Source organism: Acidiphilium sp. AL (genome assembly GCF_025499445.1).
Classification (GTDB): domain Bacteria; phylum Pseudomonadota; class Alphaproteobacteria; order Acetobacterales; family Acetobacteraceae; genus Acidiphilium; species Acidiphilium iwatense.
The window spans coordinates 1-22,362 of sequence record NZ_JAIMBZ010000020.1 but is presented as its reverse complement, the minus strand read 5'-3'; the positions used below and the strand labels follow the sequence as shown (position 1 = coordinate 22,362).

23 protein-coding genes and 1 tRNA gene are annotated in these 22,362 nt (G+C 63.9%); 17 read left to right on the top strand and 7 right to left on the bottom strand.

Annotated features, from left to right (window positions below):
* The first annotated feature begins 130 nt into the window (after positions 1 to 130).
* The 4 genes from gorA (at position 131) to AiwAL_RS12345 (ending at position 4,412) form a co-directional block, all read left to right on the top strand.
* Positions 131 to 1,504, top strand: a complete 1,374-nt coding sequence (gorA, locus tag AiwAL_RS12360; protein WP_262312780.1) for a glutathione-disulfide reductase — start codon at positions 131 to 133, stop codon at positions 1,502 to 1,504.
* 48 nt (positions 1,505 to 1,552) lie between these two features.
* A complete protein-coding gene (locus AiwAL_RS12355; protein ID WP_235704886.1) occupies positions 1,553 to 2,959 on the top strand; it encodes a class II 3-deoxy-7-phosphoheptulonate synthase in 1,407 nt (468 codons plus the stop codon).
* Positions 2,960 to 2,972: 13 nt separating this feature from the next.
* Positions 2,973 to 4,127 (top strand): nicotinate phosphoribosyltransferase, encoded by a 1,155-nt coding sequence (locus AiwAL_RS12350; protein WP_235704885.1) that lies wholly within the window; start codon positions 2,973 to 2,975, stop codon positions 4,125 to 4,127.
* Between the two features lie 111 nt (positions 4,128 to 4,238).
* On the top strand, positions 4,239 to 4,412 hold the full coding sequence (locus AiwAL_RS12345) for a hypothetical protein (RefSeq protein ID WP_262312779.1): 174 nt from the start codon (positions 4,239 to 4,241) through the stop codon (positions 4,410 to 4,412).
* 213 nt (positions 4,413 to 4,625) lie between these two features.
* Here the strand turns inward: AiwAL_RS12345 and AiwAL_RS12340 are convergent, their stop codons facing one another.
* Together AiwAL_RS12340 and AiwAL_RS12335 are read right to left on the bottom strand one after the other, a co-directional pair.
* Complete coding sequence (locus AiwAL_RS12340; RefSeq protein ID WP_262312778.1) at positions 4,626 to 5,180, bottom strand: NADPH-dependent FMN reductase; 555 nt, start codon at positions 5,178 to 5,180, stop codon at positions 4,626 to 4,628.
* 220 nt (positions 5,181 to 5,400) lie between these two features.
* Positions 5,401 to 5,730: a hypothetical protein gene (locus AiwAL_RS12335; RefSeq protein WP_235704881.1), complete on the bottom strand. Its 330-nt coding sequence runs from the start codon at positions 5,728 to 5,730 to the stop codon at positions 5,401 to 5,403.
* A gap of 160 nt (positions 5,731 to 5,890) precedes the next feature.
* Here AiwAL_RS12335 and AiwAL_RS12330 point away from each other — a divergent pair, with 160 nt between their 5' ends.
* The gene (locus tag AiwAL_RS12330; RefSeq protein ID WP_235704880.1) at positions 5,891 to 7,555 is read left to right on the top strand and encodes an NAD+ synthase; all 1,665 of its coding nucleotides are present in this window, start codon (positions 5,891 to 5,893) and stop codon (positions 7,553 to 7,555) included.
* 145 nt (positions 7,556 to 7,700) lie between these two features.
* Here the strand turns inward: AiwAL_RS12330 and AiwAL_RS12325 are convergent, their stop codons facing one another.
* The gene (locus AiwAL_RS12325; protein WP_262312777.1) at positions 7,701 to 9,335 is read right to left on the bottom strand and encodes a Hint domain-containing protein; all 1,635 of its coding nucleotides are present in this window, start codon (positions 9,333 to 9,335) and stop codon (positions 7,701 to 7,703) included.
* Between the two features lie 211 nt (positions 9,336 to 9,546).
* Here AiwAL_RS12325 and AiwAL_RS12320 point away from each other — a divergent pair, with 211 nt between their 5' ends.
* From AiwAL_RS12320 to AiwAL_RS12290, 7 genes are all read left to right on the top strand, one after another.
* A complete protein-coding gene (locus AiwAL_RS12320; protein WP_235704878.1) occupies positions 9,547 to 9,846 on the top strand; it encodes a hypothetical protein in 300 nt (99 codons plus the stop codon).
* Positions 9,847 to 9,922: 76 nt separating this feature from the next.
* Positions 9,923 to 10,666 (top strand): septum site-determining protein MinC, encoded by a 744-nt coding sequence (gene minC, locus AiwAL_RS12315; RefSeq protein WP_316044781.1) that lies wholly within the window; start codon positions 9,923 to 9,925, stop codon positions 10,664 to 10,666.
* Between the two features lie 11 nt (positions 10,667 to 10,677).
* Positions 10,678 to 11,493, top strand: a complete 816-nt coding sequence (gene minD / locus AiwAL_RS12310; RefSeq protein ID WP_235704876.1) for a septum site-determining protein MinD — start codon at positions 10,678 to 10,680, stop codon at positions 11,491 to 11,493.
* Complete coding sequence (minE, locus tag AiwAL_RS12305; protein ID WP_235704926.1) at positions 11,493 to 11,753, top strand: cell division topological specificity factor MinE; 261 nt, start codon at positions 11,493 to 11,495, stop codon at positions 11,751 to 11,753. The genes minD and minE overlap by 1 nt, the downstream gene beginning before the upstream one ends.
* Positions 11,754 to 11,833: 80 nt before the next feature.
* Positions 11,834 to 11,909 (top strand) — tRNA-Phe (locus tag AiwAL_RS12300).
* 47 nt (positions 11,910 to 11,956) lie between these two features.
* Complete coding sequence (locus AiwAL_RS12295) at positions 11,957 to 12,535, top strand: DUF4337 family protein (RefSeq protein ID WP_235704875.1); 579 nt, start codon at positions 11,957 to 11,959, stop codon at positions 12,533 to 12,535.
* A gap of 165 nt (positions 12,536 to 12,700) precedes the next feature.
* Positions 12,701 to 12,970 (top strand): HU family DNA-binding protein, encoded by a 270-nt coding sequence (locus AiwAL_RS12290; RefSeq protein ID WP_235704874.1) that lies wholly within the window; start codon positions 12,701 to 12,703, stop codon positions 12,968 to 12,970.
* Between the two features lie 389 nt (positions 12,971 to 13,359).
* Here the strand turns inward: AiwAL_RS12290 and AiwAL_RS12285 are convergent, their stop codons facing one another.
* Positions 13,360 to 13,890: a GrpB family protein gene (locus tag AiwAL_RS12285; RefSeq protein WP_262312776.1), complete on the bottom strand. Its 531-nt coding sequence runs from the start codon at positions 13,888 to 13,890 to the stop codon at positions 13,360 to 13,362.
* A 106-nt stretch (positions 13,891 to 13,996) separates the two neighbouring features.
* On the opposite strand from AiwAL_RS12285, the gene AiwAL_RS12280 reads away from it, so the two are divergent.
* Positions 13,997 to 14,581, top strand: coding sequence for a recombinase family protein (locus tag AiwAL_RS12280; protein ID WP_262312775.1), 585 nt, complete (start codon positions 13,997 to 13,999; stop codon positions 14,579 to 14,581).
* A gap of 10 nt (positions 14,582 to 14,591) precedes the next feature.
* The gene (locus tag AiwAL_RS12275; RefSeq protein ID WP_262312774.1) at positions 14,592 to 15,488 is read left to right on the top strand and encodes a serine protease; all 897 of its coding nucleotides are present in this window, start codon (positions 14,592 to 14,594) and stop codon (positions 15,486 to 15,488) included.
* A gap of 177 nt (positions 15,489 to 15,665) precedes the next feature.
* Here AiwAL_RS12275 and AiwAL_RS12270 read toward each other — a convergent pair whose 3' ends face one another.
* Positions 15,666 to 16,646, bottom strand: a complete 981-nt coding sequence (locus AiwAL_RS12270) for a Gfo/Idh/MocA family protein (protein ID WP_235706055.1) — start codon at positions 16,644 to 16,646, stop codon at positions 15,666 to 15,668.
* A gap of 86 nt (positions 16,647 to 16,732) precedes the next feature.
* On the opposite strand from AiwAL_RS12270, the gene secD reads away from it, so the two are divergent.
* Both secD and secF read left to right on the top strand, forming a co-directional pair.
* Complete coding sequence (gene secD, locus AiwAL_RS12265) at positions 16,733 to 18,313, top strand: protein translocase subunit SecD (protein ID WP_262312773.1); 1,581 nt, start codon at positions 16,733 to 16,735, stop codon at positions 18,311 to 18,313.
* 10 nt (positions 18,314 to 18,323) lie between these two features.
* Positions 18,324 to 19,307, top strand: coding sequence for a protein translocase subunit SecF (gene secF / locus AiwAL_RS12260; protein ID WP_235706057.1), 984 nt, complete (start codon positions 18,324 to 18,326; stop codon positions 19,305 to 19,307).
* Between the two features lie 71 nt (positions 19,308 to 19,378).
* Here secF and AiwAL_RS12255 read toward each other — a convergent pair whose 3' ends face one another.
* Positions 19,379 to 20,542, bottom strand: coding sequence for an iron-containing alcohol dehydrogenase (locus AiwAL_RS12255; protein ID WP_235706058.1), 1,164 nt, complete (start codon positions 20,540 to 20,542; stop codon positions 19,379 to 19,381).
* Between the two features lie 226 nt (positions 20,543 to 20,768).
* Here AiwAL_RS12255 and AiwAL_RS12250 point away from each other — a divergent pair, with 226 nt between their 5' ends.
* On the top strand, positions 20,769 to 21,698 hold the full coding sequence (locus tag AiwAL_RS12250; RefSeq protein WP_235706059.1) for a YafY family protein: 930 nt from the start codon (positions 20,769 to 20,771) through the stop codon (positions 21,696 to 21,698).
* 15 nt (positions 21,699 to 21,713) lie between these two features.
* On the opposite strand, the gene AiwAL_RS12245 is transcribed toward AiwAL_RS12250, so the two are convergent.
* A complete protein-coding gene (locus AiwAL_RS12245; protein WP_235706060.1) occupies positions 21,714 to 22,196 on the bottom strand; it encodes a hypothetical protein in 483 nt (160 codons plus the stop codon).
* Positions 22,197 to 22,362 lie beyond the last annotated feature (166 nt).

The window sequence follows — 22,362 nt, the reverse complement described above, 5'->3', positions numbered from 1 at the left end:
AATGTTTTGACCACGAACCCGTCCGGTTTGATCGTAATCGCGCAATAAATGACATCGTTCACGGTTTCGCCTCCCGCCATTCCGCACCGCCCGGAATCCGCTATACCAGGGTCGGAAAAGGAATGATCGCATGAGTTATGATTTCGACCTGTTCGTCATCGGCGGCGGCTCGGCCGGGGTCCGGCTGGCGCGCATCGCGGCGGGGCATGGCGCGCGCGTCGGTATCGCCGAGGAACGGTTCTGGGGCGGCACCTGCGTCAATGTTGGCTGCGTGCCGAAGAAACTCATGGTGATGGCCGCCGAATACGGCTTCGCCGCCGAAGACGCGGCGGGCTTCGGCTGGAACATCATACGCGGCGCCCATGACTGGCCGCGCTTCATCGCCGCCAAGGATCGCGAGATCGAGCGGCTCAACGGCGTCTATACCGGGCTGCTCGACCGCGCGGGAGCGCAAATCTTCAATGCGCGCGCCCGCTTCCTCGACTCCCATACGATCATGGTCGGGGAGGAGACAAAAACCGCCGAACGCATCGCCATCGCGACCGGCGGCCACCCGATCCGCCCGGATATTCCGGGTGCGGACCTCGCCATCGTCTCCGACGACGCATTCCACCTGCCCGAACGCCCGGAGCGCGTGGTGCTGATCGGCGGCGGCTATATCGCGGTCGAGTTCGCCGGAATTTTCGCCGGCATGGGCGCGCACGTCGATCTCGTCTATCGCCAGCCGCTGCCGCTGCGCGGTTTCGATGCGGATTTGCGCGCCGCCGTGGCCGAGGCGCTCGAAGCCAGCGGCGTGCATCTCCACCCCGGCCATTCGCCTTTGCATATCGACGCGCATGACGCGGCGAAGCGGCTTGTCACATCCCATGGCGACGCGATCGAGGGGGATTGCGTGTTCCTCGCCACCGGCCGCAAACCCAATACTGCCGGGCTCGGGCTGGAGCACGTCGGGGTCGAAGTCGCCCCCAGCGGCGCGATCCCGATCGACGAGGGTTTTTGCACCAGCAGCCCGCATATTTTCGCGATCGGCGACGTGACCGACCGGCTGAACCTCACCCCGGTCGCGACCGCCGAGGGCCATACCCTTGCCGACTCGCTGTTCGGCGGCAAATCGCGCGGCGTATCCCTGAAAAACGTGCCCAGCGCGGTGTTCTCGATCCCGCCGCTCGCCACCGTGGGGATCACTGAGGACGAAGCGCCGAGGGGCGCCAGAATATTCCTCACCCGTTTCACCCCGATGCGCCACGCGCTGACTGGGCGGCCGCGCAGGAGCATGATGAAGCTAGTGGTCGACGGCGCGAGCGACCGGGTGATCGGCGCGCACATGCTGGGCGAGGACGCGCCGGAAATCATCCAGGGGCTCGCGGTGGCGATCACCGCCGGCGCGACCAAGGCGGATTTCGACCGCACCATCGGCATCCACCCCACCGCGGCGGAGGAATTCGTCACCTTGCGCGGCGAGACCCGCCGGATCGGCGCAGCCGATGCGAAAGCGGCGGAGTAGCGCGACACCCTGATTCGGGGGTATAGCGGGCCCTTCAAGGAGCTTTGCATGACGACAACCGCCCTGCCCGACCGCGACACCGCAAGCTGGACGCCCGATTCCTGGCGTTCGCGGCCGATCCGTCAGGTGCCGGCCTATCCCGACGCGGACAGGCTCGCGGCGATGGAAGCGCGGCTGCACCGCTTCCCGCCTCTGGTTTTCGCCGGCGAGGCGCGGCGGCTGAAAGCGTCGTTGGCCCTGGCCGCCGAAGGCCGCGCCTTCGTTCTGCATGGCGGCGATTGCGCGGAAAGCTTCGGCGATTTCACCGCGAACATCATCCGCGATACGTTCCGCGTCCTGCTGCAAATGGCGGTGGTCCTCACATTTGGCGGCGCTTTACCTGTGGTAAAGCTTGGCAGAATGGCCGGCCAGTTCGCCAAGCCGCGCAGTTCGGATACCGAAACCATCGGCGGCGTCACCCTGCCCTCCTATCGCGGCGACATCGTCAACGGCCCGGAATTTTCCGCCGAATCCCGCATCCCCGACCCCGCGCGCATGGAATTCGGCTATTTCCAGTCCGCCGGCACGCTCAACCTGCTGCGCGCCTTCGCCTCCGGCGGCTATGCCGACCTGCACGAGGTGCATCGCTGGAACCTCGATTTCGTGCGACGCTCGCCGCTGGCCGAGCGCTATCACGACCTGTCGGCGCGGATCGACGAAACCCTGCAATTCATGGCCGCCTGCGGCATGACCAGCCAATCGACCCCGCAAATCCACGAAACCGAATTCTACACCAGCCATGAAGCGCTTCTGCTTCCCTATGAACAGGCGCTCACCCGCGTCGATTCCACCAGCGGCGATCACTACGCCTGTTCGGCGCATTTCCTCTGGATCGGCGACCGCACCCGCCAGCTCGACGGCGCGCATGTCGAATTCATGCGCGGCGTGAAAAACCCGATCGGCATGAAAGTCGGCCCCAGCATGGAGGAAGACGACATGCTGCGCCTGATCGAGCGGCTCGATCCGGCCAACGAACCGGGCCGCCTGACCCTCATTGCCCGCATGGGGGCCGAACACGTCGCCGCCAAACTGCCGAAACTGCTGCGCGCGACCAGGCGCGAGGGCCGCCGCATCGCCTGGGTGTGCGACCCGATGCACGGCAACACGATCACCACCGCGGGCCGGGTCAAGACCAGGCGGTTCGACGCGATCCTGTCCGAGGTGCGCTGCTTCTTCGATATCAGCGAGGCCGAAGCGACCGCCCCCGGCGGCGTCCATGTCGAGATGACCGGCCAGGACGTGACCGAGTGCATCGGCGGCGCGCGGCAGCTTTCCGAAGCCGATCTCGGCGCGCGCTACGAAACCTTCTGCGATCCGCGCCTGAACGCGGAGCAGTCGCTCGAACTCGCCTTCCTGATCGCAGCGGAGCTGAAATCCCGCCGCGCGCCCAACCGCACCGATATTGCGGCACAGTAAGCGAGGCAGCGCCATGTCCCTCCAGCGGCGGCGTCTCGCCGAGCGCGCCTCCGATCTCGATGCTGGCATCGCCGCGCGGACCGACGCCTATTTCAACCGCACCAAGTCGATCGTCGCCCGCTTCGGCGACAGCCGCGTCACCTATGCGCTGTTCCTGCGCCGCCCGGTGGTATCCGCGCCGTCGCTGATGCTGCGCTGGCTGCGCGAAGTCGCCGCCGCGCGCGGCGAGACGGTGGATATCGAGCTACCGAACCCGGAAGGCTCCTGGGTCGGCGCCGGCGAGCCGATCGCCTATATCACCGGCAGTTTTCTGCTCCTGGTCGATCTCGAAACCATCCTGCTCCAGAAGCTCGGCCCCCCCTGCGTCGCCGCGCACAACGCCTATCAGATGTGCGCCGCTTTGCCGAAGGCTGGCTTCCTCGCGATGGAGGCGCGGCACTGCGCGGGTGCCGAAATGCAGGAAATGATGGCCTATGCCGCCTCGGTCGGCTCGCGCGCGGCGCAGGCCGAGGGCGCGCGCGGCTTCATCGGCAACGCCAACGACTCGACCGCGCATTATTTCGGCGCGCCGCACGGTTACGGCACCATGCCGCATGGTTTGATCGGTTACGCGGGATCGACGGTGCGCGCCGCCGAGATGTTCCGCGAAACCTTCCCGGACGACGACATCACCGTGCTGACCGATTTTTTCGGCCGTGAAGTCACCGACGCGCTCGCCGTCTGCCACCGCTTCCCCGATCTCGCCGAAGCCGGGCGTCTGGCGGTCCGGCTCGACACCCATGGCGGGCGATTCATGGAAGGGCTCGACCCGCAGGAGAGCTACGCGGTGCTGGAGCGCCACGCCCCTGGCGCGATCCGCCGCTATCGCAGCCAGAGCGAGCTGCGCTACCTGATCGGCACCGGGGTTTCCGCCGCCGCCATCTGGAAACTGCGCGAGGCGCTGGACGAGACCGGCTTCATCCGGGTGCGCATCGTCGTATCGTCCGGATTCGGCGTGGAAAAATGCAGCGTGATGGCCGACGCCCACGCCCCGATCGACGTGGTGGGCACCGGCAGCTTCATCCCGGAAAACTGGCCCGAAACCTACGCCACCGCCGATATCGTCGCCTATGACGGCGAACCGCGGGTCAAGATCGGCCGCGAATTTTTGCTCCGCGACCGGGGATGACTGTCTGCTCCCTCCGCAAGCCCGCTCTCGCCGATCTGGCGGAATTCCGCGCGGCGCTGGAAGCTGGCTATTCGACCAGCACCGCCCTGGGCGACGCGCGCCGTCGCTCTCATGTTACCCGAAGCCGCCGCGCAGGGCCTCCATTTCGTCGAAATTAGCACCGATCCCGATAACATTGCCTCGCAGCGCGTCATTTTGAACAATGGCGGCGTGCTGGTGGAGCGGTTCCGCAAGCCCGACTCTCATGGCGGCGGCGAAGGGCTGCGCTTTCGCATCGATTTGTGATATCATGGCGGTCTCTCGCGAAAGGAGACCGCCATGGCGCGCAAACGCAATCCCATGGCGCGCGACCTCCTGACCAATCCGCTCTATCGCGCCAGGCACACGAAATCTCGTGCCGAACGCGCGCAAAAGGCGGATCGCTGGGATCGCCGCGCCAAACATAAACTGCCGCTGAAATCGCCCGAACCGAAGCCCGGTTCGGGCGATCTTTTTGGATCAGCTACGCAACCGCATCGCCCAATCCCGCAACGCCGCGAGTTGCTGGCCGATGAGCTGGCGCGTCGCCGCGTCGGTCAGCACCCCTGCGCCGTCGAAACGCTGCCCCGCCGCGCTGATCATGATCTCCGGCTTGTTCATCACATGAGCATCCAGAAACACGAACACCTTGCGCAGATCGTATTGGGCGCGCGCCGTGCCGATCGCGCCGGGGCTCGCGCCCATGATCGCCACCGCCTTGTCGCGAAACGGCTGCGGATCGCAGCGCGACACCCAGTCGATCGCGTTTTTCAGCACGCCGGGGATCGAATAATTATACTCCGGCGTGGCGATCAGCACCGCATCCGCCGCCACGATCCGCCCCGCTAGTTCGATGACCGGCGCCGGAATGCCGACGGCGCGAACATCGTCGTTGAACAGCGGAATCTCGCCGATCAAGGCGATCTCGAGCGAAATCCCCTCGGGCGCCAGATCAACCGCCGCGCGCAGCGCCGCCAGATTGAACGACCCACGGCGCAGGCTGCCGCAGATACCGAGAATTCTGAACCCCGTCACGGATTTACGACGCGTCCGCCACGGCGCCGCCCGGCGTCGCCTGATCCACCGCCGCCGGCAGATGCTGGGCGATGAGCTGCGCCGCTGACCATTCCGGAAACCTGATCGAACAAGCCCATCCCAGCCTCCATGTTTGTGTCGGCGGGCTCGCAACGGACCCGCGGCCGGAATGAAGAAGCGATTCCGGCCGCGAGTCAAACAGGATTAATCGCGCGTTCGGTTAATTTTTCGCTTCGTGCAGATGGTCGGCCAGCGCCGCCTTCTCGCAGACATAGGCGCCGTGCTTGGTCTTGCCGAAATACTTCGATTTCGGACCGTGGAACGCCTTGCTGCCGGTCGCGTGCCACACCACGCCGCCCATGCCGCAGGCCGCCTTCGCTGCGGCCTCGGTCTTGTAGCCGGGCAGCTTCGCGTGGCTCATCGTGGCGTGGCTCGTGGCGGTCTCGGCCTTCTTCTTCTTGCTGGTGGCATGCGCCGTGCCGACGGCGCCGACGGCGAAGGTCAGCGCCAGGGCGGGAATCGTCGCGCGAAGGATCGTACGGATGGTCATAGGGAATCTCCGTTGGTTAAGTGAAGTCTCGCGCCCAGGCCGTCCGGTTCGGAATCCGGCTTCACGGGCGCGTGAGGCTCTAACGGCGAGTTGCGGCCAAAACAAGGCAGGATGAGGCGGATGGAATGACGCCGGGGCAAAATCCGGGCTATCATGCCCCATGACCGAAACGCTGAAGCTCGCGATCGCCCAGCTCGACCTGCATGTCGGCGCCATCGAGAAAAACCTCGCCTCGATCCGCGCCGCCCGCGCCGAGGCCGCACGGCTCGGCGCCGATTTGCTGATCACCCCGGAACTCGGCATCGCCGGCTATCCGCCCGAAGACCTCGTGCTGAAACCCGCCTTCGTCGCCGCCTGCGAACAGGCCGCCGAAGCCCTCGCCGCCGACACCGCGGATGGCGGGCCGGGCATCGTCGCCGGCCTGCCCTGGCGGGCGAACGGCGCGCTGCACAACGCGGCCTTCGTGATGGATGGCGGCTCGGTCATCGCCCGCCGCGCCAAGCACGAGCTGCCGAATTACGGCGTGTTCGACGAAAAGCGCGTGTTCGATCCCGGCCCCGCGCCCGGCCCGGTGGCCTTTCGCGGCTTTCGGCTCGGCATGCTGGTCTGCGAGGATTGGTGGCTCCCCTCGGTGCCCGAAACCCTCGCCGAAACCGGTGCCGAAATCCTGATCTCGATCAACGGTTCGCCCTTCGAGGACGGCAAGCAGGGCACCCGCCTCCAGCTCGCGCTGAACCGCGTGGTCGAAACCGGCCTGCCTTTCATCTTCGCCGCCCTCACCGGCGGCCAGGACGAAATCGTGTTCGACGGCGCGTCCTTCGCCCTCAACGCCGATCGCAGCCTCGCGCTGCGGATGCCGCATTTCGAACCGGCGATCTCCCTCACCGAATGGCGGCGCACCAATAGCGGACTGGTCTGCACGCCCCACCCTTTGCCGCCCGAGCCCGACCGGCTCGACCTGATCTACCGCTCGATGGTGATGGGCCTCGCCGACTACGTGAACAAGAACGGCTTTCCCGGCGTGATTCTCGGCCTCTCCGGCGGGATCGACAGCGCGCTCTCCGCCGCCGTCGCGGTTGATGCGCTGGGTGCGAAGCGGGTGCGCGCGGTGATGATGCCGAGCCGCTACACCAGCGCGCACAGCCTGGAGGATGCGGCGGAATGCGCCCGCCTGCTCGGCATCCGCTGCGACACCGTGCCGATCGGCGCGGCCACCGACGCCTTCGAGGCCGGCCTCGCCCCGCTGTTCGAACACCGTGCGCCCGACATCACCGAGGAGAACATCCAGTCCCGCTCGCGCGGCCTGATCCTGATGGCCCTGTCCAACAAACTGGGCGCGATGGTGCTCACCACCGGCAACAAATCCGAAATGTCGGTCGGCTATGCCACCCTCTACGGCGACATGTGCGGCGGCTATTCGGTGCTCAAGGATGTCTACAAAACCACCGTGTTCGAACTGTCGCGCTGGCGCAACGCTCACCGCCCCGCGCACGCCCGCGGCCCTTCCGGGTCGGTGATGCCGGAGCGGGTCATCACCAAGCCGCCCACCGCCGAATTGCGTGAGAACCAGACCGATCAGGACAGCCTGCCGCCCTACGAGGTGCTGGACGCGATCCTCGCCGGGCTGATCGAGGGCGATTCCTCGATCGACGAGCTCACCGCGGCCGGCCATGACCGGGCGACCGTGGCACGGGTCTGGCGCCTGCTGGATCGCGCCGAATACAAGCGCCGCCAGGCGCCGCCGGGGGTGAAAATCACCGCCCGCGCCTTCGGCCGCGACCGCCGCTACCCGATCACCAACGGCTTCACCAATCTGGTGAAGTGACCCTGCTCCGTCATTGCGAGGTCGCTCAGCAACCGAAGCAATCCATTGGCGATTTACCCTCCGTCATTGCTCCGCAAGCAATCGCCAACAAAAAAGACGCGGCCGGAATACCGGCCGCGCCGCAACGATTCGTCAGCCTCCGCGCTTACGACGCGGTTAAATGATGGGTCGAGACCGGCTTCGCCGGCCTCGCGGCGCCGCTCCCGGCCTCGACCGGATAGGATGCCAGGGCCTGCAGCCGGACGATCAGCGCCGTCGCATCGCCGAGCAGGGACGCGGGAATCACGCCTAGCCCATCGGTCCAGCGATGCGTCCCCTCGGTCGCATGCCAGCCCGTGCTCAGCGCGGGATCGTCGAGCGCGATCGCGCCGATCGCCCCGGCGCTTTCGACCGCGAGCTCGCCGACATCGAGGCCGAGCCGCCGGCGATCCTCGACGCTCGCATCCTGCTCGGCCGGCACCATGCTGCGCGACGCGAGAACCACGTCCGCCCCTTCTTCGGGCAGCGCAATCCAGTAGGTGAGCGGATCGATGCAGGTGACCCGAAGTGCCGCGCCGCCCGCCATCGCCCGCAGCCCGCAATCGCTGGTGCGCGCCGGCGCCGGCAGCCGGGCCATGATCCGCGCGCGGATCGCGGCAACTTCTTTGCCGGTCTCGGCGAAAGGCGCGCAGCCTTTGGCCTCGCGCATCGCCTGCGCCATGTTCGGGTGCAGCACCATGGCGCCGCCGCCATTCTCGAAGAAATTGCGGTTGCCGGTCTCGAGATAGGATTCCACCGGCAGCGATTCGGCGAGCAGAATGTCGTGGGTCTCGAGCTCGACATGATAATAGGCGATGTGGCGGCGCTTCTCCTGCACGATCGAACGGCCGTTCACCAGCGCCTTGGCCGGGATCAGCCTGCCGTCGAGATAGAGCGCGTGGTCGGGCGACAGGTACAGGGTGCGCTCCGGCAGCCCATGGTCGATCGCCCCCGCCTCGATGCGGATCGGCCAGACCGTCTCCGGGCGCGGATGCCGCTCGGCGTCGATCACCCGCTTGCCGACCCAGCGCACCGGCCGCATCGCGCCGCTATTGGTGATCAGCCGGTCGCCCGGTTCCATGTCCTCCACCGCGATATCGCCGTGCAGCCCGAGCAGCCTTGTGCCTTCGAGGAAGCAGACGGTGAGGTCGACGCCGCCATTCGGGTCCGGCGTCACCTGGAATTCGTTGGGGGAATAGCTGCCGTTGGAGAGAACAATATTGCCTACATCAGTTCCGCCCGCATTCAACAATTCGACCGTGCCGCCGCCCAACAGATCCGGCACAAACGTCGCGTGGGTCGCTGTCGATATACCTTTCAGTTCGATCGTGTCGCCAGCGGCAAAATTATGCAGCGAATCGAGCAGGCTGATATTCAGGCCGGGGTCGAGAATCAGCTTGTTGTCGGTCCCGAAGAAATTGATGTCCTGCGCGAGAGTGACACCGAGCAGCTTCGACCCGAGTTCGAGCGTGCCGTCACCCAGGATCGACCCGCTGGCATTCTCGCCGATATTGAACGTGTCGATCAGCGACAGACCGGCGACGGGATTGAGAATTTCGCTGGCGCCGTTGCTGATATCGGTGGTGAAGACGAGACCTGCCCCCAGCAACCCGACGACCGCGACGCTGATCGGCGTGCCCGTCGTCCCCGGCCCTTGGATATTCGCGGTCCCGATGCCGGTGACATCCAGTTCATAAGTCCCCGAGGTCGTAATGTTACTCGTGCCCAGCAGCCCGATCGTAACAATCGTCGTCCCGCTCATGATCCGCTCCCAAAAATTAAATTTCTCTCTAAAAATTACCTAACCGAAACGCGTATCAATTTCAATCTTTTTTTGATTTCTTCACATCCTTAATGACGATGAACGCCGGCTTGATAACATTTTCTGACCAGACGGTAAGGTCCTGAGTCATAACGACAATCAAGGGTAAACAGAATCATGGCATGAGTCATCTGGAGATTTTGTCGAATCCATGCAAAAATTGCAACAAAACATGTCTGAATTGTGGATGTTTTTTAATTTACACAATCCGAACGCTTGCCCCGAAGCGTCCTGCCGGTCCGGCCGGCATGACGAACGGGTCATGACAGATAAGTTATTGCGAATTGATTATGAAACGTCATTGCGACGCCGCGCGTCACGCGCGGCGGAAGCAATCCATCGCGCCGCAAACCCCGGCGCCGGAACGCCGTCACCCGATTGCCATCATGCCCGAGTCGCCAATGCCGGCGCGGCTGTCGGCACCAATCCGTATCGACCGAAAATCCCATGATATTTCCTGAATTTTTTCAAATCGATCGCATCCGGTCTGCAGTCCGTTGTTGACGCGCGGATGCGCGCGACGCTACGTGCTGATCGTGTCAAACACTACGCTCCCTCTTCCGGCAATCAGGATTCGCGGCCGGTCCTTCATGGCGCTGATCGTGGCGCCGGAACCGCCATTCGATGCCTGGCTCGTCGCACTCGATCAGCAGATGCAGCGCTCCGCCGGGTTCTTCGCCGGCCGTCCGGTGGTGGTCAATCTCGCCGCCCTCGCCGAGACCGAGGATGACGATCCCGCCGCCGTGCTCGAAGCGCTCGACGCGCGGGATTTGCGCATCATCGGTGTCGAAGGCGCCGACACCGCACTCCTGCGCGGCACCAGATGGGCGAATACGCTGGCCATCGCTCCCGCCCGCGAAGGCCGCGCGGATCGCGCGGTCGATATCCCGGAACCGCAGGCCGAGGCGCCCTCGCCCGCGCCGAAACCCGAGGCGCCGCCGCGCGCCGCGCTGCTGATCGATCGGGCCGTCCGCTCGGGCCAGTCGATCGTGTTCGAGGAGGGCGACGTCACCGTGATCGGCCCGGTCGCCTCGGGGGCGGAAATCATCGCCGGCGGCTCGATCCACATCTACGGCACGCTGCGCGGCCGGGCGATCGCCGGGCTGCTCGGCCGCCCGGACGCACGGATTTTCTGCCGCAAGCTCGCGGCGGAACTGCTCGCGATCGACGGGCTCTACCGCACCGCCGATCATTGGGGCGACGGGCTGCACGGCAAGGCGGTGCAGATCTGGCTGGACGACAAGACGCTGCGCCTCGCGGCGCTCGATTGAAGGATAGTGGCATGGCGAAGGTTCTGGTCGTTACATCGGGCAAGGGCGGGGTCGGCAAGACCACCTCGTCGGCGGCATTGGGTGCCGCACTGGCGCAGACCGGGCAAAACGTGGTCGTCGTCGATTTCGATGTCGGCTTGCGCAATCTCGACCTCATCATGGGCGCCGAGCGCCGCGTGGTGTTCGACCTGGTCAACGTGGTGCAAGGCGATGCCAAGCTCGCCCAGGCGCTGATCCGCGACAAGCGGGTCGAAACCCTGTCGCTGCTGCCCGCCTCGCAAACCCGCGACAAGGACGCCCTCACCCCCGAAGGCGTGGAACGGGTAATCGACGAGCTGCGCGCGAAATTCGACTGGATCGTCTGCGACAGCCCGGCCGGCATCGAGCGCGGCGCGACGCTCGCGATGCGCCATGCCGACATGGCGGTGGTGGTCACCAACCCCGAGGTCTCCTCGGTGCGCGACTCGGACCGGATCATCGGCCTGCTCGATTCGAAGACAGCGAAAGCCGAGGCGGGCGAAAAGGTCGAGAAGCATCTGCTGCTGACCCGCTACGATGCGATGCGGGCCGCGCGCGGCGAGATGCTCAAGGTCGAGGATGTGCTTGAAATTCTCGCGATTCCGCTGCTCGGCATCATCCCCGACAGCGAGGAGGTGCTGCGCGCCTCGAATGTCGGCTGTCCGGTCACGCTGCACAACCCGATTTCCGCTCCCGCCCGCGCCTATGCCGACGCTGCCCGCCGGCTGATGGGCGAGATCATCGAGGTCGTCACCCCGATCGAGCGGAAGGGACTGATGAGCCGGCTGTTCGGCCGGAAAGTCGCATGATGAACCTGTTCAATTTCTTTTCCCGCCCGCGCACCGCGCCGGTCGCGCGCGAACGCCTGCAGTTGCTGCTCGCGCATGAGCGGGCACTGTCGGGCAAATCCGATCTCGCGGCGATCCTGCAGGAGGAAATCCTGGCGGTGATCGCGAAGCACATCGCGATCGACCGCGAGAAGGTCAACGTCAAGCTTGAGCGCGATGGCACGATCTCGACGCTCGAAATCGACATCGAGATGCCCGAAGCGGTGCTGGTGAGGAACTGAACCGCCCGCTGCGATGACGGCTTGATGACCGCGCGCGGTTCGGCTAGATCCCTCTCGCGCCGTGATGAGCGGTCAGAGAGGCCCAGGTAGCTCAGTTGGTAGAGCATGCGACTGAAAATCGCAGTGTCGGTGGTTCGATTCCGCCCCTGGGCACCATTTTCCGGTAAAACGAACTCACTTTTCACCGCACGGATGCCGCCGTCATGGACGGAATCGAAACCGCGACCGACAGCCTGGAACGCCACAAGCACCTCAAGGAACACCCGGAGAACAAGCACGCGCGGCGCATGGCGCTGCTCATCGGCATTCTCGCCGCGGCCCTGGCGATTTGCGAAATGGGCGAGAAATCCGCCCAGAACGACTACATCGCCAAGCAGATCGCGGTGAACGACACCTGGGGGTTCTACCAGGCCAAGGCGATCAAGGCCGATGTCGCCGGCGCCGCCTCTGCAATTCTCGGCGGCCTCGCCGCGCATTCGAACGATCCGGCCCTCGAAGCCGCGGCGAAGGCGGCGGCGGCGCGGGCGGCGAAGGAAACCTCCGATCCGGCCGGGCGCGAGGGGAAGGCGCAGCTCAAGCAGCTCGCCTTGCGCCAGGCCGAGGCGCGCGACCGTCAGCTCGAACGCTACCATATGCTGGAAATCGTGGTCGGCGCCTTGCAGATCGCCATCGTGCTGGCGTCGGTCTCGGTGGTCACCGAAATCCTTGGTTTCGGCTTCGCCGCACTCGGTCTCGGCGGCCTCGCCTTTCTCGCCGGCGTCGCGGTCATGACGCTCGGATGATTTTCCGGCTGCCCGGCATCATTCCTCTGTTCAAACTCTTCGCGAATCGCTAGAAGAATCGTTGCCTGCCGATTCGTTGTTGGCCGGCGTGTGAGATTCCTCAACCCGCCGGCAACGCCGGCATCGGCCTGAGCGCCGATCAAGAACACGAAAGAGGCTTCGACCATGTCGAAAGCGTTTATCGCCGAAGTCATCCAGGGCTCTGCCGAGATCACCGGCGTTGCCGCCAATCGCGCCGCCACCGACCTGATCGAGGCGATCGTCAAGGAACTGAAAAAGAACGGCAAATTCACCCTGCCGAGCTTCGGAACCTTCACCGTGCGCAAGACCAAGGCACGCAAGGGCGTCAATCCGCGCACCGGCGCGGAAATCAAGGTGAAAGCCGGCAAGACCGTCCGCTTCAAGGCCTCGCCCTCGCTCAAGAAGCTGGTCTGACAGCCAAAACCCCGGTCAGCCGTGGCGCGGCAAAAACCGCGCCACGGCGTCCGTCACATCCCCAACGTGTCATCGCGAGGCCGCGCAGCGGCCGAAGCGATCCATCCTGTCGCAAACGTGAATTTCCGCACGGGCGTGATGAAAACGATCAGGCCGAATCGGATCGACGGCGTGGCGCCGGCGCAAGATCGGGTTCGCTGCCGCCGAGCGATGCGAGACTCCTATCGCCGGCGCGGCCGATCAGCCCCGAAGCCTCGGCCCGCACGCGCGGCTGGTGCGCTTGAAGGACGTTATTGATACCCGCCTTGTCCAAATTTCAAGACTTTCGAAATTTTCGTAAGATATAATCGTAACTTATAGGCAATGAAGAGCTAGTATCAGATGGTTAATCACCCAAGATCGGCGAACCAGTGGAGCGCTTTGGCCTGAGTACGCTCAATCCAGGCAGCTTTTGTATCCGTGTAGGCGTGGGAATCATTGGGGAACAGTTCGCGGGCGCGCCGCTTTTCATCCTCATATGCCTGAGCCTCTTTTGGATGGGCGCGTAGATAGTCCCGGAAGGCGAGGTGCCGGACAATCTGCGGTGACCCTGCTGCAAAAAAATGAAGCTGGGCGACCCGATTCCCATCCCCATCAGACAGCGCGCAGTAGCGTCTTCCGGCGATACCGAGCTCGCCGTGCCAGCCATACCCAAGTGACTCCACGAGTGCGCGCTTTTGATCGAGCTCATCCAAGTTGGTGACTACCGGGATTAGATCGATGATTGGTTTGGCGGCCAGCCCTGGCACGGATGTGGAGCCAATATGGTGCACTGCCACCAGCGTTGACCCAAGCACTCGCAGGCCAGCCACGTATTCGGCTGCCATTTCCGGCCATGCCGGATCATAGGGCGTCAGAAAGACGGGGATGGGTGGCGGCATGCCGCTATCTTACGTTCGGGCGCACTGGTTTCAAAATACGAAAGTCAAGACTTGCGGTAAGCCGGCTTGCCCTTGTCGAATCAAAGGCTTACACCTTCCGCAAGATATGACCGGAACAGACCGCCCTTCCCGCCTGATCGGGTACGCCCGAGTCAGCACCTGCGGCCAGACGCTCGATGCCCAGCTTGAGCAGTTGAAGGCGGCCGGATGCGCGAAGATCTATCGGGAGAAAGCGACCGGAGCGCGGCCCGATCGCCGCGAGCTGTTGAAGCTGCTCAAATACGTGGCTGCTGGCGATGTGGTGATGGTGACGCGGATCGATCGCCTGGCGCGCTCGACGTTCGACCTGTTCGCGATCGTCAAGCGGATCGCCGACGCCAGCGCACAGTTTCGATCGCTGGCCGAGCCGTGGGCCGATACAGGCACCAGCACCGGGCGGTTGATGCTGGCCGTGCTGGGTGGCCTGGCCGACGTGGAGCGTGACCTGATCCGCACCCGGACGGCCGAGGGTCGGAGCAGGGCCAAGGCACGCGGGCAGCACATGGGTCGCCCCCCTGCCCTCACCCCCCAGCAACAGGACGAAGCCCGACAGCGCCGGGCCGAGGGGGCCACGTTGAAGGAGCTGGCGCGCAGCTACAATGTGGGGATCGCGACGATTTCCAGGCTTAAGGCAAATCGGCAACAGTTTTAAGAGCACCATAATGGCAAACCTGCTAAAGCCCAGCACTCTTGCGGAGCACCTCAATTTTGCAGTTCTCAGGATTGTAGCTGCTAACCACCAAACAGGCAGCGCGCAAATAGGAACCGGTTATGTTTGCGTTGTCAAATTTGCCGAAAACCTTGTGACGCATGTCCTCATCACAAATAAGCATGTCGTTGATGGAGCCAATCTTATATCTTTCGACGTTCATTTAGCGACGGGCGAGGCAGATACAGAGCCAGACAGTGAAACGGTGGCGGTCAATGTTTCAGTGGAGCAGGTGCCCGTGATCTGGCATCCGCACTGTGACCTCGTAGCTATCATGATCACACCTGCAATTAATGCGGCAGTGGCCGTAAAAGGACGCAAACCTTTTGTGAGTCCACTTCCAGCAGAAGTTTTCATGACCAATGAATTAGCGGTCGACCTCGATATTGTTGAGCCGATTACGATGGTCGGTTATCCGTCGGGCTTGTGGGATGAGCAAAATAAACTCCCACTTTTCCGCCGCGGATTCACCGCGAGTCATCCAGCAATCGACTTCAATGGTAAGCCAGAATTTTCGGTTGATATTGCGGTGTTCTCTGGGTCATCCGGGTCACCAGTATTTTTAATTGAGCGTGGACTGCTCTTGAATAAAGGGGATACAGCGTGGTCGCCCAAGGAACGCTTTTGGTTCCTCGGAACGCTTTGGGGAGGGCCGCGCATGACGGAAAAAGGCGAGATCAGGGTGGAGCCCGTCCCTAGCGGAGCAAACATCCACGTCGAAACAGGTATCCGCATGCACCTCGGATGGGTCATAAAAGCCAAAGAGACACGTTGGCTGCTTGACGAGGTGAAGGTGTTTTTGGGTCGCTTGCCCCCCGGCATCATGGATAACGCCTCCTCTCACGCCTAACTCCAAAAGCACTGTCAGGTGTGTCGCCACGCGATTTTCCATAACACCCGTTCGGCGATTCGGATTTCGGCCGTGCGGGGCATGAGGAACTTTCAAAACCTTCGACCAGAACGAGTCGAACGGTTTTGCACCCATCGCGGAAATTCAACTGGGCCGCCTCCGAGCCGGGCAAAATTCCTATCGCCGACCGGCCCCGATCAGCCCCGAAGCCTCAGCGCGTGTGCGGCTAGCCGCGATCGAACCGCTGACCGCGAGCGCCGCTTCCAGCGCGCGCCGCCCGGCCGCCGCATCCACCAGAACCGGCGCGCCATCCAGGCAGGCGGCATGAAACGCCGTGTGCTCGGCGGCGAGCGCATCGTGATCCTCCCAGCCGGCCTGTTCCAGCCCGAATTCCTCGAAGCCGGGCAGCTTCATGCCGCGATCGCGGCCGATCATGGTCAGTTTTCGTTCTGCGAAATCCACCGTCAGATAGCCTGCTTCGGAGAAAATCCGCATCTTGCGCTCGGTTTTCAGCGAAATCCGGCTCGCGGTGATCGTCGCCACGCAGCCATTCGCAAACCGTACGCGGGCATTGGCGATGTCGTCATGCGCGCTGGCGACCGCGGCTCCCACCGCGTCGATGGTCTCGATCGGCTGCGCCACCAAGGCGAGCACGAGGTCGAGATCGTGGATCATCAGGTCGAGGATCACCGAAACATCGGTGCCGCGCGGCTTGAACGGCGCGACCCGCACCGCCTCGATATAGAGCGGCCTTCCCATCCTTGAGGCGACCGCGCCATGTGCCGCCGAAAACCGCTCCAGATGACCGACCTGCAAAACCAGATTTCGTTCGGACGAAAGCCAGGCCAATTGGTCGGCCTCGTCCAATGTCGCCGCGATCGGCTTTTCCACCAGCACGTGCCTGCCCGCCTCCAGCGCGCGCGCGGCAATGGCGAAATGCGCATCGGCCGGGGCGGCGACGATCACCGCATCCGATGCCGCGATCAGCGCCTCCAGCTCCATCGCGGCGCAGCCCGTCTCGGCGGCGACGGCCCCGGCCCGCGCCGCATCGGGATCGTGGAGGCCGGTCAGCACCGCGCGGTCGGCGGCAATCGTCTTGAGCGCATGAAACCGGCCGAAATGCCCCGCGCCGATCACGCCCACCTTGAGCTTCGCCACCCGAACCCTCCCTGATCCGTCCCGGACTTGCACGCACAAGCCCACCCCGCCATACCACCTCCCATCGAGGGAGCCCACCGCCTGCCATGCTATACTTCACCCGCCTGAAAACCCTGCTGATCGTCCTGCTCTGCGCCGTGGGCGTTCTGCTCGCCGTGCCGAACCTGTTCAACCGGCCGCTGCCCGGCATCCCCTGGCCGCAAATCCATCTCGGGCTCGATCTGCGCGGCGGATCGTATCTGCTCATGCAGGTCGATATGAATGCGGTGGTGCGCGAGCAGTTGAACGGCCTGACCGACGAGGTCCGCCACGCTTTGCTCAAGGCCGATATCGGCTACACCGATCTCGGCGCCGATGTCGCCGCCAAGCGGGTACAGTTCAATCTGCTGAAACCGGGCGACGCGGCGAAAGCGAAGCCGATCCTGCAAAAACTAGTCAATCCGGTGGCCGCCGCCGGCGGCGCGCCCGATCTCGACATCCATGTCGCCCATAGCGGCGCGGTTACACTCACCCTGTCGCGCCCGGCGCTGATCGCCAAGGCGAGCCAGGCGGTCGCCCAGTCGATCACCATCATCGGCCGGCGCATCGACGGTACCGGCGTGGTCGATCCGCAGATCGCCCGCCAGGGCTCCGACCAAATCGTGATCCAGCTCCCCGGCGTGTCGGACCCGAACCGGATCAAGCGCCTGCTCGGCAAGACCGCGCATATGACCTTCCACATGGTCGCGCAGAATGTCAGCCCGGCTATCAAAACCCCGCCGCCTGGTGTCGAAATCCTGCCCATGTTGAACGACCCGACACAGAGTCTCGCGATCCGTTCGCGCGTCGCGGTCGATGGCGCGGATCTCACCAACGCCCAGGCCGGTCAGGATCCGCAATCGGGCCAATGGGTGGTGAATTTCACTTTCAACGGCGTGGGCGCCCGCAAATTCGCCGAAATCACCACTAAAAACGTCGGCAAGCTGTTCGCGATCGAACTCGACCGCAAGATCATCGAGGCGCCAGTGATCCGCGAGCCGATCATTGGCGGCCAGGGCCAGATTTCCGGCAATTTCACCGCCCGTTCGGCGACCGATCTGGCGCTTCTGCTCCGCGCCGGCGCCCTGCCCGCGCCGCTGAAGGTGGTCGAACAGCAAAGCGTCGGGCCGGAACTGGGGGCGGACGCGATCCGCGCGGGCATGATCTCGCTCGGGGTGGGATTCGTGCTGGTGATCGCCTTCATGGCGAGTTTCTACGGGCTGTTCGGCTGGTTCGCGAATCTCGCTCTGGTGGTCAATCTTTTGCTCCTGATCTCGATTTTGTCCCTGATGGGTGCCACGCTCACCCTGCCCGGCATGGCCGGCATCCTGCTCACCCTCGGCATGGCGGTGGATTCCAACGTTCTGATCAACGAGCGGGTGCGCGAGGAAGTCAAGCTCGGCCGCAAGCCGCTCGCCGCGCTGGAAGCCGGCTACAAGCGCGCCTACGGCACGATCATCGATTCCAACGTGACCACCCTGCTCGCCCACGTGATGCTGTTCATTTTCGGCTCGCCGCCGGTACGCGGCTTCGCCGTCACCATCTGCGTGGGCATCACCACCACCCTGTTCACCTCGACCGTGCTGGTCCGGCTGATCACCGCGCGCTGGTATGTCGCGCGCCGGCCCGCCGCCCTGCCGGTTTTCTGAGGCCAACACAATGAAATTCCTCACCCGCCCCGCCTTCCGCCTGGTGCCGGATGGCACCCGCATCCGCTTCATGAAAGGCCGGTTTCTTGGGCTGATCGTCTCGGCGGTTCTGTCCACCGCGTCGGTCGTTCTGTTCTTCCATCCGGGCCTCAATCTCGGCCTCGATTTCAAGGGCGGCGTGGTGATGGAGGTCGCCACGCCGAAGCCGCCGGATTTCACCAGATTGCGCAACGATCTGAACGCGGCACATCTCACCGGCGCCGGATTGCAGGGTTTCGGCAGCGGCAAGGGCGTGCTGATCAGCCTGGAGCAGCGCAGCAACGCCCAGGCGACCGAGCAATCGCTCAACGCCGCCGAAGGCGTGGTGAAATCGACGATTCCCGGCGCGAAAATCCTGTCGACCCAGGCGATCGGCGCTTCGGTGTCGTCGCAACTGTTCCAGCAGGGGCTGATCGCACTCGGACTGAGTTTTTTGATGATCCTGGTCTATATCTGGTTCCGTTTCGAGTGGCAGTTCGCGGTGGGTGCCGTCGCGACCTTGATTCTCGATGTCACCAAGACCGTTGGCTTCATGGTGATCACCCGGATCCCGTTCGATCTGGTGACCATCGCGGCGATCCTGACGGTGATCGGCTACTCCACCAACGACAAGGTGGTGGTCTATGACCGGATGCGGGAAAATCTGCGCAAATACAAAACCATGCCGCTGCGCGATTTGATCGATCTGTCGATCAACGAAACGCTGAACCGCACCCTGGGCACCTCCAGCACCGTGTTTCTCGCCGCCTTGCCGCTCGCGCTGTTCGGCGGCGCATCGCTCTCGGGATTCGCCTGGGTCATGCTGTTCGGCATCGTGGTGGGCACGTCGTCGTCGATCTATATCGCCGCGCCGATCCTGCTGTTCCTTGGCGAGCACCGGCTGCGCCGGGGCGGCCCGAAAGCGACGGACGACCCCACGGTGGCGAAGACGCCGGCTCGCACCGCATCGCGATGAAATAACTCAAAGTTAGTCATAATAACTGTCCTTTGTTTCACGTGAAACAAACGCACCAGACCGGACCTATCTCAGAAAATCCTGTCATACAGCGCGATAATGGCGTTGGCGTCCGGCACGGCGGGGTTGTTGGCCGGGCTGCCGGAGGCGAGCGCCTGTTCCGCCATGGCTTTGCGCCGCGCGTCCCATAGCGCGCGGTCGATGCCGAATTGTTCCGGCGTCGGCACCGCGAGATCGCGGTTGATCGCCTCCAGCGCCGCGATCAATTCCGCGCCCGCCACCTGATTCGCATCCTCGTCACGCGCGAAACCGGCAAGGCGCGATGCTTCGGCATAGCGCGGCAAAGCGGCGTTCAGGGAATAGCGCGTCACCGCGGGCAGCAGCATCGCGTTGGACAGTCCGTGCGGCACGTGGAAATGCGCGCCGATCGGCCGCGACATGCCATGGACCAGGGCGACCGAGGCATTGGAAAAGGCGAGCCCGGCGAGGGTCGCGCCGAGCATCATCGCCTCGCGCGCCGGATGATTGTCCGGCTCGTGAAACACGCTGCGCAGATTGGCGCCGATCAGCCGCATCGCCGCGCGCGCATAGGCGTCCGATACCGAGTTGGCGCGGCGCGACACGAAGGCTTCCAGCGCATGGGTGAACGCATCGATGCCGGTATCGGCGGTGGTGCGCGGCGGCACGCTGAGCGTGAGTTGATAATCGACGATCGCGGCGAGCGGCAGGGCGCCGAACCCTGCGATCAGCATTTTCTCGTCGTGTTCGGGGTCGGTAATCACGGTGAAGCGGGTCGCTTCCGAGCCGGTGCCGGCGGTGGTCGGCACCGCGATCAGCGGCAGGGCGGCATGATCGGCGGCGACCGGCACTTTGAAGGCGCGCATTTTTGCTCCGGGCTCGGCATGGAGCAGAATGTTGATCGCTTTCGCGGTGTCGATCGGCGATCCGCCGCCGAAGCCGATGATGCAGTCGAAGGGTTGCGCGCGCGCGACCGCGACCCCGGCGTCGATCACGGTATCGATCGGCTCGGGCACGGTATCGCTGAAGACCCTATAGCCGATGCCCGCTTCGTCGAGCGGCTTGGTCAACCGTTCGATCAGGCCGAGCCTGACCATCATCGGATCGGTGACGATCAGCGGTTTCGCGAGGCCCAGACGGTCCAGCAGGGCCGCGATGCGCGCGACCGCGCCGCCGCCGATATCCATGATCCGCGGTGCTGCGATGCTCATGTCCATGACGATTCGATCCTGGTTTTGCACGATGATTTTGGGCGAAACCGCCGAGGCGGGCAAGCCGCGTCACCGGGGCTGGAATGGCTATGACCGTTTCTGACGTATCGGTCACTATACCGTCTTCATGACGTAACCCTTCAAGATTGCAATCCATTGGCACGAACCTGGCGGGTTGCCGGGTCGGGGCCGGGCGCTTGCGCGGCCCCGGATTCCGGAGCAGTCTTTCTCCGTGCGTTACGAACCGGCGACCAGATTGTTCCAGCTTGCCATGCGGCTCGCGGGGTCGCGGGCCGGGCTGTCGCTCGACGAAATGGCGGACGCGCTCGGCATCGGCCGGCGCACCGCCGAGCGGCTGCGCGACCGGCTGGAAGAGATGTTCCCGCAGCTCGAATATCTTGACGGCGACGATCATATCCGCCGCTGGCGGCTGCCGCGCACAGCCCTGCCCGCGGTGCCGGTGCGGCCGGGCGCGATCGCGACACTGGAAATGCTGGCGCGCGAGTTCGAGGCGAAGGGCGATGCGGCGCACGCCGAGGATTTGCGGGAAGCGGCCTGTTTCATGCGGTTTGCCATGCCGGCGGATGTGCTGCGCCACGCAGAGCCGGATATCGAGGTGCTGATGCAGGCCGAAGGCAGCGCCGCGGCACCGGGGCCACGGCTCAGGCTTGACCGTGCGCTGCTCGGCGAGTTGCGCCATGCGATTCTCGGGATGCACTACATCCGCCTGAAATACCGCTCCGCCGAAGTGGCACGGGCGACGCCGCGCACGCTCTGCCCCTATGCCATACTGTATGGGCGGCGGGCCTATCTGATCGCGCATACCGAAGCCGGAGCAGAAATGCGGCTGTGGCGGCTCGACCGGATCGGCGATCTTAAGATTCTGCCGGAGATATTTCCCCGGCGGGAGTTCGACCTTGCCGAATTCGCCGCGCAATCCTTCGGGGTGTTTCAGGAAGAGCCGCGCGATGTGGTGCTGCGCTTCACGCCGGAAGCCGCCGTGGACGCGAGGGGCTGGCTGTTTCACCCGAGCCAGACGATGAAGGAGCAGGCGGATGGCTCGCTGGTCGTGCGCTTCCGTTGCGGCGGAATGCGCGAACTCGGCTGGCATCTCCATACGTGGGGGGATGCGGTGGAGTGGGTGGAGGGTTCTGATGGATGACGGCCGACACGAAGGTCAGCCATCAAGTACTTGACCTATCAGCTTAAATACCACCTGAATTCGTTCAGCCAAGCTTCCGGTTGCGATATCAATCCACGGCTGCGGATCGGGCTGCCAGTTTGGTGAAACGGGCAGCAGCGTGTCCGCAAGCGACGCCTTGCGGTACCAAAGCCACCATTCACTCCTCTTTCCCGGACCAATTTGTTTGTCTATGATGCTAAATATTTCATCGTCGTTTTGTGGGTTGTTCTCTTCATTACGATGAAGGCCAAAGATCAGGCCGTTGAATTGAGTATTTTGGAATTCGAGGGAGAATTTGTATGGGAAATTTTCAGGATATGAGATGCTCAAACTTAAGTAATTGTGCCACTGATCATTTTGAATTTCAACTGTATGATCTCGCAGGTTTATATGAAGTTGCTGCCGAAGCATCTCAAACAACCTTTTCCGTACAGCATCGCCTAGGATGATGACACGCACGGCGGCGGCAACATTCACGGGTGACTCTGTGATTCCATCGATGATCTCAAGACTCCCCTCATTTTCACACTGCCCCGAAAGTCTCGGCGAAGACGGGCAGGTCGGCGAGCATATCGGCGAATTTCTGGACCAGTGGCAGCAGGCGAGGCTCCGGCATGGTGGGGATGAGTTCGTATAGCATGCA